Raw genomic sequence first — 13,725 nt, 5'->3', positions numbered from 1 at the left:
GTCACGCGTTATCCGGCGCGCCAACCCGATGCGTCTCCAGCGCGCGGGCATACGCGGTCAATCCCGCAGCCACGGCTTGTTGCTGGTCGTCGGTCAATTGTGTCAACGCGCTGGTGACTTGCTGCCGGCCATAGTCGTTGATCGACACCAATGTCCGCTTGCCACGCGGCGTCAATGTCAGCAACTTGGCACGCGCATCGCCACGACTGACGGCTTCCTTCAATTCCCCGGCTTCGATCAATTTGCGAACCATCCGGCTGATGCTGGATTTTTCGAGATTGAGGAATTCCGCGAGTTCCGCCGCGGTCATCGACTGACGAGCGCCGATTTCCATAATTGCGTGCACGGCCGACGGTGAATAGTCCGTGCCGGCCAATGTCGTGCGCATGAATCCCAACTCACGCACCATCTTTCGTGATGCCGCTCGAATGGCATCGATCAGCGAGGTGTCGACATCGGGCATTTTTGATTCTCGATTGATTTATGAAAACAATGTTGTACGATACAACTAATCTGTGTCTTCGGCCATCGATTTCCGCCATGGGCACCACAAGGTTCGCGTGAGAAGTTGCAACATTCAGGGGGCACCATGGAAACATCGTCGCAAGCCGGAGATTCAACGCCGCGCCGCGGCCGTATGGCGGGTCGCGTGGGGCTGGTAACCGGAGGCGGCAGCGGTATCGGTCGCGCGACGGCACTCCTGATGGCGCGTGAAGGTGCGGAGGCTGTGGTGATTGCGGGGCGTCGTACGCACGAAGGTGAAGCCGTGGCTGCCGAATGCCGTGCGGCGGGCGCGCAAGGCTTGTACGTGCCAACCGACGTGACGCGCGAGGAGGACGTGGCGAATCTGGTCCAGACCACGCTTGCCCAGTTCGGCCGTCTCGATGTCGCGTTCAACAATGCGGGTTTTCAGGAGCGCCGTGCGCCGGTCGAAGCGCAGGACACGGCAGTCTACGAGCGCGCGTTCGATGCCAATGTTCGTTCGGTTTTCTTGTGCTTGAAGCACCAAGTGCCTGTCATGGCAGAACAGGGCGGCGGTCGCATCGTCATCAACGCTTCGGTCAGCGGCATGCGCAATCCCAATCCGGGGCTGGCGCTTTACTCGGCGTCCAAGGCGGCAGTGATTTCATTGATGCGATCGGCCGCGATGGAATGCGCCCCTCGCGGCATTCGAATCAACGCCGTCGCGCCGGGACGTGTCGTGACCGACATGATGCTGGCGTCCGGCATCGCCGATATGTCGGCCGTTGCCGCTGGTCTGCCGCTGCGACGGATGGGCCAGCCCGAGGAAGTCGCCGAGGCGGTCGTGTGGCTGGCGTCGGACGAGGCCTCGTTTGTCGTCGGACACGTCTTGGCGGCCGACGGCGGATTTAGCGCGTCGTGAGAGGTTTGTGTCTCAAGCGCTTCGGCGCTATCGCGTCACTGCCGGCCAACTCATCTCGAAGCGGGCACCGCCCAGCGTGACCGGATCGGTCGCGACAACGCGTCCGTGGTGAGCACGCAAGACTTGTTCGGTGATGGCGAGGCCAAGACCATAGCCGCCCGTTCTGCGATCCAGACGAACAAAGGCATCGAAGATTCGCTTGCGCTCGCTCTCCGGAATGCCGGGGCCGTCGTCTTCTACATAGATTTCCACATTGCCGTGGCGCAAGTGCAGCCCCACGACAATCCGCGAGGTGGTGTAACGGCTGGCATTGCGCAGCAGATTGCGCATCGCGTAAGACATCAGGCGCTTGTCCATCACCACCAACTGCGAGGTGTCCCAATCGGTGTCGAGCGTGATCTCGCGATCGGCGTAGAGCAAGGTGGCGTCGCGTACCTGCGCCGTGAACCAGTTCGATACCGAGGTGGCTTCGACGTGTGATTGAAGCGAGCTGTATTCGAGACGCGCGAACGTCAGGCTCATGTCGATCAGTTCGTCGAGTTCAGTCACATCCTGATCGATGCTCTCCAGCGCTTGTTGACACGCATCCGTGGGGGACGATGGATCACGCAAGATTTCCAGTGCGAAGCGCAGCCGGGCCAATGGTGTGCGCAGTTCGTGAGAAATGCCGTTGGTCAGGTCGCGTTGCGTGGCGATCAACTTCTCCATGCGCTCGGCAAGCGCGTTCAACGTTCGCGCGAGCGGCCCGATGATGACGCTATAGGATTCGCGCGCCCGGGTGTGAAACCGTCCGCCGCTGAAGTCGATGGCACGTTCGCGCACCATCACCAGATCGACCCAGACGGGGCGCATCCAGCGATACGCGACGATGGCGGGCAACGCCAGCGTGGAGACGGCGAATGGCAGCAGGAACCGCGCCCTCAGCAAGTGCTCATGAAGCCACTCAGCGGGCAAATTGATCAGCAGAAGCGCCGCTGGCACGGCGAGCACAAGCAGGCATAACCACAGCAGGCGAGTGTAGGTGCGCACGTAGAGACGCGACCAACTGGGGCGCCGGTCGGCCCGGGTGTCGGTCCATGAGCGCCGGAAGCGCTGCCAACGGAGCCGGCAGTAGCGGTAAGGCTGGAAGTGATGGCCACGCATGGTTTGTCCCGGCGAGGTGTTGCGTTATGTCTTCGAGGGTCTTCGAGGATCTTCGAGGGTCGTTTAGCGTCATCGAGTGCGTTGCCGTGTCGTGTCGGACAACTCGACGCCAGCGCGCTTTCATACGTGCCGCGCGACTCAGTCCCAATCCGATTTGTTGAGCTGATAGCCTTTGCCGCGCACGGTCAGAATGCGCTGGGGCGGCGTGGTGTCGTCGCCCAGCTTGCGGCGCAGCTTGTAAATGCCACCGTCGACCGAGCGGTCAACCCCGTCGAATTCGACGCCGCGCAGTTGCCGCACCAGATCGTCTCGCGTGACCACCTGCCCGGCAGAGCGCGCCAACGCCCACAGCAGGTCGAACTCCGCCGAGGTCAGATCCGGGGTGGTGCCATCGGGCAGCGTCACCGTGCGGTTGCCACGGTCGATCCTGAACTTGCCGAAGGTGATCGATTCCGGCTGCGCCGCCGATGAGGGCCGCTGCACGTTGCGGCGCAGTTGCGCCTTGATCCGTGCGAGCAGCACGCGGGGCTGCACCGGCTTGTGCACGTAATCGTCGGCACCCAGTTCCAGTCCGAGTACTTCGTCGAACTCCTCGTCGCGCGCGGTCACCATGATGACGATACCGTCGTAATGCTCGCGCGCTTCTCGGCACACCTGAAACCCGTCTTTGCCGGGCAGGTTCACGTCGAGGATGACCAGATCGGGACGGCGTTTGATGATCGCCTGCACCGCGCGGGCCCCGTCGAGCACGGTATCGACCTGATAGCCATGCTTTTGCAGATAGCCGGCGACCAGGGCTGAAAGGCGCGCGTCGTCTTCGACGAGAAGGATCCTGGTGGGCATTTTCGAGATGGCAACGAACGGGGGGAGAGAAGGCAGCTTCGGCCAGCAGTTTAGTGGCTTCTCGCGCGTTGCGACGGCGTGTCGACAAAACGCGACAATTCTCCATCAAACGCGACGGCGCAAATGAGCGCATCGCGCTAGCGATCCGGTAAATTTCCGCCTTGCATAAGTTGCACTATGCAACTATATTGTTGCGAAGCGCAACTAATGCAGCCAATCTGCCCCGTGCCATGGATATCACCGACCTGAACGCTGGCTCGCGAGACGCCACGATTCTCGAACTGCGGGAGTTTTCGCGCAAGCTGGTGCGCGAGCTTGGCTTCATGCGCACGACGCTGGCCGACAGCGATCTGGCGCCGTCGGCCGTCCATGCGGTCATCGAGATTGGCGCAAACCCGGGCGTCAGCGCGAAGGATCTGGGCGGTCTGCTGCGGCTCGACAAGTCGAACACCAGCCGGCAACTCGCCAAGTTGGAAGCTTGCGGGCTCGTCACCCGTGTGGCGTCGAAGGACGACGCCCGGACGTACGCGCTGCAACTGACCCCGGCCGGGCAGGCGCTGCGCAAGCGGATCGACCGGTTTGCGACCGATCAGGTCTCCAACGCGCTGCGGCGTCTGGTGCCGGCCGATCAGCAGGCGTTGATTCGCTCGCTGGCGCTGTATGCCGACGCACTGGCGCTCGACAACGTGGCGAAGTCGACCGGCATGAGCGCCGAGGGGCCGTCAGTACAGCAAGGCTACGTGCCCGGCTGCATTGGCGATATCGCGAGTCTGCACGCTCGGTTTTACGCGGAGCACTGGGGCTTCGGCGTGTTCTTCGAGAAGAAGGTCGCCACGGAACTGGCGGAATTTGCCGGGTCGTTGCCTGCCGAGGGCAAGGCAATTTGGCTTTGCGTCGAGCAGGGCCGCACGCTGGCATCGCTCGCCATCGACGGCGATTTCGCTACCGGCGTGGCGCATTTGCGTTGGTTCATCGTGGACGATTCTTTGCGTGGGACAGGTATCGGACGGCAGTTGATGTCGCACGCCATGCAGTTCGTCGACGAGCGCTTTCGCGAGACTTATCTGTGGACGTTCAAGGGGCTCGACGCTGCGCGCCATCTCTACGATTCGTTCGGCTTTGAACTGGCCGCCGAGTCGACGGGCGCGCAGTGGGGAACCGAGGTTACCGAGCAGCGGTTCACGCGCATGCGCAGCAAGTAAGAGTCGCCGCGCCCCAAGTGTTTATGGCGTCAGATGTTCGGCAAACGTCTTCAGATACTTCATGCCTGTATCGCACATGATGGTGACGACGGTCGCATCGGGGCCGAGCCGCTCGGCAAGGCGTAGCGCTGCCGTCACATTCGCACCCGTGGACGTGCCACAGAACAGCCCTTCCTCGGCGGCCAGTCGAAACGCCATGGCTTTGGCCTCGTCGGTCGTGACGCGCTCGATGCCGTTCGCAATATCGTCGCGCCAGAGCGGCACCACATAGCCCGCACCGATACCGTCGATCTTGTGCGCACCGGACGGGCCGCCCGACAACACCGCCGACTCGGCTGGCTCCACGGCCACCATCCGAATGTTCGCATCGCGCTGACGCAGCGTTTCGGCGATACCGCGCAACGACGCGGCGGTGCCCACACTCTGCACGAAGCCATCGATACGGCCACCGGTCTGCGTCCAGATTTCGTCGGCCATCAACGTGTACGCGTGCAACTGATCGGTGTTTTCCATCTGCGCCGTGAGATACGCGCCCGTCTCGTCGGCGATGCGATGGGCTTCACGAATCATGTCCTTCGTCAGCCGTGCCGTCTGCTTGCCGTTGTCACTCGGAATCAGCGTGAGCCTGGCGCCGAGCAACCGCATGTGGTCGAGCTTTTCCTTCGAAAACGCGTCGGACGTCACGATATGCAGCGGGTGCTTCTTCACCGCACAGATGAGCGCCAGCGAGACGCCCGTGCTGCCACCGGTGTATTCCACGACGGCACCGCCGGGCGGCAGGCGTCCGTCAGACTCGGGGGCTTCGATCATCGCCAGCGCCATACGGTCTTTCATGCTGCCGGTCGGGTTCTGCGTTTCGAGTTTCAGCAGGATTCGTGCGCCGTTGGCGGCCAAGACATGCCGAAGCGGCAATAGCGGGGTGTTGCCGATGGTGTCGAGGATGGACGTCGGGGAAGCATTCATGGGGGGCGCTCGCGGGTCTCGTGTCTTTCAGGGGCGGCCGTCAGGGCCGCGTCACAACAAAGTCTAGACCCGGATGGCGACGCAAACTATAGTCGGGAATGACATTATTCGAGTCATTTGCGACATGAAACTTGCCATTCTTGCGCTCGACGGCGTATTCGACACGGGGCTGACGGTGTTGATGGATACGTTCTCCACCGCCAACGAACTCGCGGCCATGCAGGGTTTTCCGACGCCGCCGTTCGACGTCCACGTCGTGGGCGTGCGCAGAAACATTCGCACGGCATTGGGGTTCTCGCTGCCGGTGGCGTCGGCGAACGCCCTGCATCAGGCGGACTGGGTCGTCGTGCCGGCGCTCAACACCAAGCAACCCGACCCGCTGGCCGAAGCGTTGGCGCGCGCCGACGTGCGGGATGCTGTCGGACATATCCGGCGCTGGCACGACGTGGGGAATAGCGGCATCGCCGCCGCGTGTATCGGCACGTTCCTGCTCGCGGAAACCGGCTTGCTGAATCAGCGCACGGCGACGACAACGTGGTCGTTGGCGCCGTTCTTCCGGCAGCGATACCCGGCGGTCGATCTCGACGATTCGAAAATGCTGGTGGCATCCGACCGGATCGTGACGGCCGGCGCGATGATGGGGCACCTCGATCTGGCGCTCTGGCTGGTGCGGCAGGCGAGCCCCGAGTTGGCCGCGCTGGTCGCGCGTCTGATGCTGATCGACACGCGCTCGTCGCAGGCCAGATATGTGATTCCCGACTTTCTGGCCAATGCCGACCCGTTGATTGCGAAGTTCGAGCGCTGGGCGCGCGAGCATCTCTCAGCGGGTTTTTCGCTTCAGGACGCGGCCCGTGCGCTGGCCGTCGGACCGCGTACGTTGCAGCGCCGTACCGAGGCGGTGCTCGGCAAATCGCCGCTGGCGTTTTTTCAGGACTTGCGTATCGAACGCGCGCAGCATCTCGTCTCTACCGGCTGCGATCTCGAGACGATTGCGACCGAAGTGGGCTACGCCGATTCGGCGACGTTGCGCACGCTGCTGCGTCGCAAGCTGGGACGTGGCGTGCGCGAGCTTCGCGCGGAAATGCGGTGATGCGGTCGACTTGAAGTGAGCTCAGCCGCTCAGTCCGTCCATCGGCACTTCCAGACCGACCTTCACGTTGCTCATGGACACGAGCGTCTTGAAGCGTTTCACGTTGTTGGTCTCGAAGAAGAGCGCACGCGTGAGTTCGGTGTACTGCGCCATGTCCCGCACGACCATGATCACCACGAAGTCGCACTCGCCAGCGACGTAGTAGCACTGCTGCACCTGCGGGCACGCGAGAAAGCTGCGCCGCATGGCATCGAGCAGGTCGAGCCGTTCGTTCTCGACTTCGATCTCGGTGATGATCGTGAGCGGATATCCCACGCGCGCCGGGTCGATCAGCGACACGGTCTTGCGCGTCACGCCCTCGTCGGCGAGCTTCTTCAATCGGCGGTTGACGGCGGCGGACGACAGGTTCACTTGTGCGCCGAGGGCATGCTGCGGTGTCGTCGAGTCTTGCTGAATCGCGGCGAGCAGGGCGATGTCGTAGCTGTCGAGGGGCATGGTGCGCAATAAAAATTCGATTGGATACGCAAAAACGCGCGAATCGTACGCGTAGTCCGGAATATTATTCAGGGCATCCGATGATACTCCGCCAGCGGTAACTCGCCACTTGCACAGGGGCGCGTTATCACGGCGCTCACGTCACACGCAGGACCACAACTCCACCGTCTCATGTCCGACAACGAACACACTTCCTCCGCCGGTTCCGCGACCTCCCTGATTTCCCCGCTCCGTCTTAACGGGCCCCTGTTGCTGCAACAACTGCGCGCACTGGGCGAGATCGGTGCGGACCCGGTCAACGGCGGCCGCACCCGTGTGGCCCTCACCGACGCCGAGAAGGCGGGCCGCGATCAGGTCGTCGCGTGGATGCGCGAGCTCGATCTCGACATTCAGGTCGACCGCATCGGCAACATCTTCGGCACGCTGCCGTCCGACGCGACGGATGCCGAGGGCAAGGCGCTGCGCCCGCTCATGATGGGCTCGCATATCGACACCGTCGTCAATGCCGGTGCCCTCGACGGTTGCTACGGTGTGCTCGGCGGACTGGCCGTTGCGCGGGCGTTCCGCGAGGCGGGCATGGTGCCGTCGCGCCCGATCACGGTGGTGGCGTTCACCAATGAGGAAGGCGCGCGCTTCCACCCCGACATGATGGGCTCGCTGGTCCATGCGGGCGGGTTCTCGCTCGACGAAGCGTTGGACGCGATCGGCACTGATGGTGCACGGCTCGGCGACGAGTTGGCGCGCATAGGCTACGCAGGTGACATGGCACCGGGAACGCTGGTGCCGCATGAATATCTCGAACTTCACATCGAGCAGGGGCCGATTCTGGAAGCGGAGGGTCTGGCCATCGGCGTGGTGGAAAACCTGCAAGGCATTTCGTGGCAGCAGATCACCATTGACGGCAACGCCAATCACGCAGGCACGACGCCCACGCATCTGCGACACGATGCGGGTTATGTGGCTGCGGCCGTGGTGACAGAATTGCGCCGCATCGCACGCGACTCGGGCACGACGCTCGCCACGGTCGGCACGTTGCAACTGTCGCCGGGCGTGATCAACGTGATCCCGCGCAAGGCCGTGTTCACGGTCGATATGCGAGACCCGGACGAGCAGCGTCTGGCCGCTGGCGAGGCGCGACTAGCCGAGTTCCTGACGCAAATCGCGCAGGAAGAAGGCGTGCGTGTCACGACGGAGCGTTTCGCACGCTTCTCGCCTGTCGTGTTCGACGCAGCACTGGCGGATGTCATCGCCGCCTGCACCGAGAAGCGGGGCCTGTCGTACAAGCGGATGACCTCGGGCGCGGGGCACGATGCGCAGATGATTTCGCGTATTGCCCCCGCCGCGATGATCTTCGTGCCGAGCCGCGGCGGCATCAGCCACAACCCGCGCGAGCATACCGACGACGCACAACTGGTCAGCGGGGCCGAAGTGCTGCTCGACGTGGTCGCGCAACGGCTGGGTGTCTTGTCGCTCGGTTGAGCGAGCGTCGCGTCAGGGCTTTGCATCGCTGCCCCCACTATTGAAATACCGGAGTCCCCCCATGCTTTACGTGAATCCCCGGGCGTCGCGCTCGTCGTATCCTGCCGAACTTCAGAACATCATGAGCATCGCCCGTGCGGGCCAAAGCCGCGAATGGCTCATGCAATGGGACGGTCTGCACGCGGGCAGCACGCCGTTGCGCGAATTGCCTGACCTGGCGGCGTCGTTGGGCGTGCAGAGCGTGCTGGTGAAGGATGAAGCGTTGCGCTCGGCGCTTGGGAGCTTTAAAGCGCTGGGTGCGCCAATTGCCCTCGTGCGATTGATTCTGCGGACCTTCGAGGGCAAGGGCTTCACGGCACCGGCCTTGTTTGCCGGTGAGCATCGCGAGGCGCTCGCGGGCTTCACGGCGATCAGCGCGACCGATGGGAATCACGGCCGCGCGCTGGCCGCTGCGGCCAAGCGTGTTGGCTGCCGTTGCGTGATCGTGCTGCATGCGCACGTGAGCGAAGAGCGCGAGCAAGCGATTGCCGCGTATGGCGCGCAGATCGTGCGCATCGCTGGCAACTACGACGCGTCGGTGACCGAGGCGGCGGCGCTCGCACAGCGCAATGGCTGGCACGTGGTTTCGGACACGTCTTACGACGGCTACGAAGAGATCCCACGTGATGTGATGCAAGGCTATGGCACCATCGCTGCTGAGGTTGTCGAGACGCTGGCGCGCGAACATTCGCAGCGCGAGGATCACGCTTCGTCTATCACTCACGTGTTTCTTCAAGGCGGCGTGGGTGGGCTGGCCGCAGGGGTTGCGAGCTACTTGTGGGAGCAGTGGGGCGCAAACCGTCCGACGTTCGTTGTGGTTGAGCCGGAGCAAGCCGATTGTTTGTATCAGAGCGCGATGGCCGGGCGAGCGGCGCAGGCGACCGGCACCGTCGATTCGGTGATGGCGGGGTTAGCCTGTGGTGAGACGTCGCCGCTGGCGTGGCGCTTTCTGCAATCTTCGGTCGATGCATTCATGACGGTGACCGATGCGCAGGCCGTGGATGCGATGCGGCGTCTTGCGCAGGGTAGCGCGAACGATGTGCCGTTTGTTGCCGGTGAGTCGGGCGTGGCGGGTCTTGCCGGGTTGATGGCGGCAGCAGCATCACCGGCGTGGGCGTCGGCGATCGGGTTGAACGGTGCTTCGCGAGTGTTGCTGATCAACACCGAGGGCGCTACGGCACCGTCGGTCTACGCTGAACTCGTGGGCGAGACGGCGGACGAGGTGTTGTCGCGTCAACGCGCGTGGGTGTCGCGCTGAATCGCCGCTATCACCGCTATCACCGCTAACCGCGGCCGCACCGGCACATTGACATTGTGAGAGACCGAAGATGACGCAGGACACCTATTTCGCGAAGGCACTGACCGACTGGCGGCATGCGTTCCATCGTCTCCCGGAGACGGGTTTCGAAGAACTCAGAACGTCGCAGACAGTGGCCACGATTCTGGAAAGCTTCGGGCTGGACGTGCATCGCGGCGTCGGCGGCACGGGTGTCGTGGCGAGTCTCAACGTCGGCGACGGACCGGGGGCGATCGGCATTCGCGCGGACATGGACGCGTTGCTCATCAATGAGCAGGCGCCCGGGCGCGGTCACGCGTCGCAGGTGGCGGGCAAGATGCACGCTTGCGGACACGACGGCCATATGTCGATGGTGCTGGGTGCCGCGAAGTTGTTATGTGAGTCACGCGACTTCAACGGCACGGTGCGCTTTATTTTTCAGCCGGCGGAGGAGCATGGCCGTGGCGCGAAGGCCATGATTGCCGACGGGCTGCTGACGCGCTTTCCCATCGATGCGATTTACGGGGTGCACAACATGCCGGGCATCCCGGCGGGGCAGATTGCCACGCGCGTGGGCGGCATCATGGCGAGCGAAGACAACTTCGTGATTCGGATTCGCGGCAAGGGCACCCACGCGGCGCGGCCGCACATGGGGATCGATCCGCTGGTGATCGGTGCCGAAATCGTGGTGGCGCTGCAAACGGTGGTGTCGCGTAGCGTGGACCCGGGCGAGTCGGCGGTGGTGTCGTGTACGGAATTCATCACCGACGGTATTCGCAACGCGATTCCGACGAACGTCGTGATCAAGGGTGACACACGCAGCTACACGCCCGACGTGCAGCGCTTGTTGGAGACTCGCATGCGTGACATATGCATGGGGATCTGTGCGATGCACGGTGCGCAGTGCGAGTTCGAGTACACGCACGAGTTTGCGCCGACGATGAACTGGCAGGCGAACACTGACGTTGCGGTGCGCGCCGCGCGGGCGGTGGCGGGCGACGCGATGGTCGAGGCGAACATCGCGCCCGTGATGGCGTCGGAAGACTTCGGGGTGTTCTTGCAACATCTGCCGGGCAACTTCGCGTTTATCGGCAACGGCACGCGCGATGAACCCGGCGCGATTCCGCTGCACAACGCCTGCTACGACTTCAACGACGCGATTCTGCCGCTAGGGGCGAAGTATTTCGCGCAGATTGTGCGGGAGAGTTTGCCGCGTTGATGACGGCGTCGGGCAGTTCTCGCACGGCTTCGAGCGTCTTGCGGATGTGAGCGGCGAGATACGCGGACGCCTTGACCGCATCGCGCGCGAGGCACGCATCGAAGATGGCCTGATGTTCCTCATGCACATCGCGGGGCACCGGCTGGTGCGTGATGGACAGACGGCGGTAGCGCTCTGACTGCCGGTACAGAATTGCGAGAAAGTGATGCAGCCAGCGTGACGGACACGCGGCGATCAGCACTTCATGGAACGCGCGATTGCGTTCTTCCCACTGCGCGAAGGCTTCCGCACCAGCACTTCCGCCCACTGCACCACTGGCCAAACGTTCTTCTGCCAGCGTGAGCAGGTGAAACGCGCTCGTCAGATTCGCTTCCCACGTGTCGTCGCCGAGTGTGATGGACTGGCGCAACGCCTCCGTCTCCAACTGCACCCGTGTCTCGGTGATGTCGATGAAATCGGCCAGCGAGATCGGCGTTACCCGAAACCCCCGATGTCCCTGCTGCACCACGAGCGCATCGGCGACCAGCAACGCCAGTGCTTCGCGCAGGGTGCCGGCCCCCACCGCATACCGATCCTTCAGATGCTCGACCCGCAGCTTTTCGCCCGGCATCAGCACGCCGTCGACGATGTCGCTGCGCAGTCGCAGGTAAGCGCTTTGCGCGAGCGTGGCGTCGGCGGTCTGGGTGGGCGAGCTGGCGTTACTGAGCATGGGGGCTTTCGGTGATCGTGGGTTTGATCGAGTTTCGCGATTATAGGCAGTTTGATGAAAATTGTCGCAAAACGACAAAATAATCGAGATAAATAAAAATTCTCGAGAAAATATTGACGAGGGTTCGGGGCGCGATTTATCGTGTGGCCATGTCGCATCGGCATGCCCGATGGCCGTCATTCCCAGATAAATCGAGAGCGAGACATGAAAGACTTCCAGAACTTCATCAACGGCGAGTGGGTGTCGAGCGCCCGCACGTTCGAGAGCCGCAACCCGGTGGACAACAGCCTGATCGGCCGGGTGCATGAGGCCGGCCGCACGGAGGTGGACGCCGCCGTGCGTGCCGCTCACGCCGCGCTGCAAGGCCCTTGGGGAAAGATGACGGTGGCCCAACGGGTTGAACTGCTGCATGCCGTGGCGGACGGAATCAACCGCCGTTTCGACGACTTTCTGGCCGCTGAAATTGCGGATACGGGCAAGCCGCACGGTCTGGCGAGCCATCTGGACATTCCGCGCGGTGCCGCGAACTTCAAGGTGTTCGCGGACATGATCAAGAACGTGCCGACGGAGTCGTTCGCGATGGTGACGCCGGATGGCGGCAACGCGCTGAACTACGGCGTGCGCACGCCGCGCGGGGTGATCGCGGTGGTGTGTCCGTGGAATCTGCCGCTGCTGTTGATGACGTGGAAGGTCGGCCCGGCGCTGGCCTTCGGCAACACGGTAGTGGTGAAGCCATCGGAGGAAACGCCCGCGACGGCCACGCTGCTGGGCGAAGTGATGAACGAAGTCGGAGTGCCGGCGGGGGTCTACAACGTGGTGCACGGCTTTGGTCCCGAGTCGGCAGGGGCATTCCTGACGGAGCATCCGGGGGTGAATGGCATCACCTTCACGGGCGAAACCCGTACGGGCGAAGCGATCATGAAGGCCGCCGCGAATGGCGTGCGTCCGGTGTCGTTCGAACTGGGCGGCAAGAATCCGGGCATCGTGTTTGCCGATGCGGACTTCGATAAGGCGGTGGCGGGTATCACGCGCTCGAGCTTCGACAACAGCGGACAGGTCTGTCTGGGAACGGAACGCGTCTACGTGCAGCGGCCGATTTTCGATCGCTTCGTCGCCGCGCTGAAGGAACGTGCGGAATCGCTGAAGATCGGTGATCCGTACGCGGAAGGGACTAATTTCGGCCCGCTCGTCTCGCAGGTGCATCGCGAGAAGGTGTTGTCCTACTACGCGAAAGCCCGCGAGGAAGGCGCGACGGTGGTGACCGGCGGCGGCGTGCCCGATATGCCCGCTGCGATGAAAGACGGGGCTTGGGTGCAGCCGACGATTTGGACTGGACTGCCCGAAACCGCCTCAGTGATCCGCGAAGAAATCTTCGGCCCGTGCTGCCATATCGCTCCGTTCGATACGGAAGACGAAGTCATCGCGATGGCAAACGCTACGCCGTACGGCCTTGCTGCCACGGTCTGGACGACGGATGTCAGCCGGGCGCACCGCATGGGCGCTGCGCTGGAAGTGGGCGTGTGCTGGATCAATGCATGGTTCCTGCGTGACCTCCGCACCGCCTTCGGGGGCGCTAAACAATCCGGCATCGGACGCGAAGGCGGCGTGCACTCGCTTGAGTTCTACACCGAGCTTCGGAATGTCTGTGTGAAGCTTTGATTTACCGTAGTTTGTGAATGGCTCACACCGCGTCGGTCTGCTCCGGCGCGGACCTGCTTTCCACTCCTGTGGTCGGCCGTCGGTGCGCTACCCGTTTTCGTCGCTCCACGTAATTCGCTTTGGAAAACGGGTAGCGCACCGACGGCTCGTCATCCCCCACCTTTTCGTCGCAACCCATCCCTACGTCTCGCCACCCAGGCAACGCCTCCCGCCCCGCAGGCTCG

General features: G+C 63.2%; 13 protein-coding genes. 7 read left to right on the top strand and 6 right to left on the bottom strand.

The features are described from left to right. Position 1 precedes the first annotated feature (1 nt). Positions 2-463, bottom strand: coding sequence for a MarR family winged helix-turn-helix transcriptional regulator (locus tag CDV44_RS19425; protein WP_087689775.1), 462 nt, complete (start codon positions 461-463; stop codon positions 2-4). A 126-nt stretch (positions 464-589) separates the two neighbouring features. On the opposite strand from CDV44_RS19425, the gene CDV44_RS19420 reads away from it, so the two are divergent. Continuing rightward, positions 590-1,384 carry an SDR family NAD(P)-dependent oxidoreductase gene (locus CDV44_RS19420; protein ID WP_249277628.1) on the top strand — a complete coding sequence of 265 codons (795 nt, stop codon included), beginning with the start codon at positions 590-592 and terminating at the stop codon, positions 1,382-1,384. A gap of 27 nt (positions 1,385-1,411) precedes the next feature. On the opposite strand, the gene CDV44_RS19415 is transcribed toward CDV44_RS19420, so the two are convergent. Together CDV44_RS19415 and CDV44_RS19410 are read right to left on the bottom strand one after the other, a co-directional pair. Next, positions 1,412-2,527: an ATP-binding protein gene (locus CDV44_RS19415; RefSeq protein WP_087689771.1), complete on the bottom strand. Its 1,116-nt coding sequence runs from the start codon at positions 2,525-2,527 to the stop codon at positions 1,412-1,414. Positions 2,528-2,665: 138 nt separating this feature from the next. Further along, the gene (locus tag CDV44_RS19410; protein ID WP_087689769.1) at positions 2,666-3,370 is read right to left on the bottom strand and encodes a response regulator transcription factor; all 705 of its coding nucleotides are present in this window, start codon (positions 3,368-3,370) and stop codon (positions 2,666-2,668) included. Between the two features lie 230 nt (positions 3,371-3,600). Between CDV44_RS19410 and CDV44_RS19405 the strand changes: the two genes are divergently transcribed. Then, on the top strand, positions 3,601-4,572 hold the full coding sequence (locus CDV44_RS19405) for a helix-turn-helix domain-containing GNAT family N-acetyltransferase (RefSeq protein ID WP_087689767.1): 972 nt from the start codon (positions 3,601-3,603) through the stop codon (positions 4,570-4,572). 21 nt (positions 4,573-4,593) lie between these two features. On the opposite strand, the gene CDV44_RS19400 is transcribed toward CDV44_RS19405, so the two are convergent. Then, on the bottom strand, positions 4,594-5,535 hold the full coding sequence (locus CDV44_RS19400) for a PLP-dependent cysteine synthase family protein (protein WP_087689765.1): 942 nt from the start codon (positions 5,533-5,535) through the stop codon (positions 4,594-4,596). Positions 5,536-5,659: 124 nt separating this feature from the next. Here CDV44_RS19400 and CDV44_RS19395 point away from each other — a divergent pair, with 124 nt between their 5' ends. Next, positions 5,660-6,625 carry a GlxA family transcriptional regulator gene (locus CDV44_RS19395; RefSeq protein WP_087689763.1) on the top strand — a complete coding sequence of 322 codons (966 nt, stop codon included), beginning with the start codon at positions 5,660-5,662 and terminating at the stop codon, positions 6,623-6,625. A gap of 21 nt (positions 6,626-6,646) precedes the next feature. On the opposite strand, the gene CDV44_RS19390 is transcribed toward CDV44_RS19395, so the two are convergent. Continuing rightward, positions 6,647-7,120, bottom strand: a complete 474-nt coding sequence (locus tag CDV44_RS19390; protein ID WP_087690749.1) for an Lrp/AsnC family transcriptional regulator — start codon at positions 7,118-7,120, stop codon at positions 6,647-6,649. Positions 7,121-7,291: 171 nt separating this feature from the next. Between CDV44_RS19390 and CDV44_RS19385 the strand changes: the two genes are divergently transcribed. The 3 genes from CDV44_RS19385 (at position 7,292) to CDV44_RS19375 (ending at position 11,133) form a co-directional block, all read left to right on the top strand. Next, on the top strand, positions 7,292-8,599 hold the full coding sequence (locus CDV44_RS19385) for a Zn-dependent hydrolase (protein WP_170936043.1): 1,308 nt from the start codon (positions 7,292-7,294) through the stop codon (positions 8,597-8,599). Positions 8,600-8,660: 61 nt separating this feature from the next. Then, on the top strand, positions 8,661-9,896 hold the full coding sequence (locus tag CDV44_RS19380) for a diaminopropionate ammonia-lyase (RefSeq protein WP_087689761.1): 1,236 nt from the start codon (positions 8,661-8,663) through the stop codon (positions 9,894-9,896). A gap of 70 nt (positions 9,897-9,966) precedes the next feature. Continuing rightward, positions 9,967-11,133: a M20 aminoacylase family protein gene (locus tag CDV44_RS19375; protein ID WP_087689759.1), complete on the top strand. Its 1,167-nt coding sequence runs from the start codon at positions 9,967-9,969 to the stop codon at positions 11,131-11,133. On the opposite strand, the gene CDV44_RS19370 is transcribed toward CDV44_RS19375, so the two are convergent. Further along, positions 11,063-11,842: a GntR family transcriptional regulator gene (locus tag CDV44_RS19370; protein ID WP_087689757.1), complete on the bottom strand. Its 780-nt coding sequence runs from the start codon at positions 11,840-11,842 to the stop codon at positions 11,063-11,065. The two genes, CDV44_RS19375 and CDV44_RS19370, sit on opposite strands and share 71 nt — an antisense overlap. A 204-nt stretch (positions 11,843-12,046) precedes the next feature. Here CDV44_RS19370 and CDV44_RS19365 point away from each other — a divergent pair, with 204 nt between their 5' ends. Continuing rightward, the gene (locus CDV44_RS19365) at positions 12,047-13,501 is read left to right on the top strand and encodes a 2-hydroxymuconic semialdehyde dehydrogenase (RefSeq protein WP_087689756.1); all 1,455 of its coding nucleotides are present in this window, start codon (positions 12,047-12,049) and stop codon (positions 13,499-13,501) included. Positions 13,502-13,725 lie beyond the last annotated feature (224 nt).

This window comes from Pandoraea sp. PE-S2R-1, from assembly GCF_002179865.1.
Classification (GTDB): Bacteria; Pseudomonadota; Gammaproteobacteria; order Burkholderiales; family Burkholderiaceae; genus Pandoraea.
The sequence above is the reverse complement of the archived record's forward strand: the minus strand, read 5'-3'. Positions and strand labels throughout refer to the sequence as shown.

Coding starts and splice junctions, on each gene's coding strand:
- CDV44_RS19370 (WP_087689757.1), bottom strand. CDS start 11,842: ATGCTCAGTAACGCCAGCTCGCCCACCCAGACCGCCGACGCCACGCTC.
- CDV44_RS19420 (WP_249277628.1), top strand. CDS start 590: ATGGAAACATCGTCGCAAGCCGGAGATTCAACGCCGCGCCGCGGCCGT.
- CDV44_RS19395 (WP_087689763.1), top strand. CDS start 5,660: ATGAAACTTGCCATTCTTGCGCTCGACGGCGTATTCGACACGGGGCTG.
- CDV44_RS19415 (WP_087689771.1), bottom strand. CDS start 2,527: ATGCGTGGCCATCACTTCCAGCCTTACCGCTACTGCCGGCTCCGTTGG.
- CDV44_RS19425 (WP_087689775.1), bottom strand. CDS start 463: ATGCCCGATGTCGACACCTCGCTGATCGATGCCATTCGAGCGGCATCA.
- CDV44_RS19400 (WP_087689765.1), bottom strand. CDS start 5,535: ATGAATGCTTCCCCGACGTCCATCCTCGACACCATCGGCAACACCCCG.
- CDV44_RS19405 (WP_087689767.1), top strand. CDS start 3,601: ATGGATATCACCGACCTGAACGCTGGCTCGCGAGACGCCACGATTCTC.
- CDV44_RS19390 (WP_087690749.1), bottom strand. CDS start 7,120: ATGCCCCTCGACAGCTACGACATCGCCCTGCTCGCCGCGATTCAGCAA.
- CDV44_RS19410 (WP_087689769.1), bottom strand. CDS start 3,370: ATGCCCACCAGGATCCTTCTCGTCGAAGACGACGCGCGCCTTTCAGCC.
- CDV44_RS19380 (WP_087689761.1), top strand. CDS start 8,661: ATGCTTTACGTGAATCCCCGGGCGTCGCGCTCGTCGTATCCTGCCGAA.
- CDV44_RS19375 (WP_087689759.1), top strand. CDS start 9,967: ATGACGCAGGACACCTATTTCGCGAAGGCACTGACCGACTGGCGGCAT.
- CDV44_RS19385 (WP_170936043.1), top strand. CDS start 7,292: ATGTCCGACAACGAACACACTTCCTCCGCCGGTTCCGCGACCTCCCTG.
- CDV44_RS19365 (WP_087689756.1), top strand. CDS start 12,047: ATGAAAGACTTCCAGAACTTCATCAACGGCGAGTGGGTGTCGAGCGCC.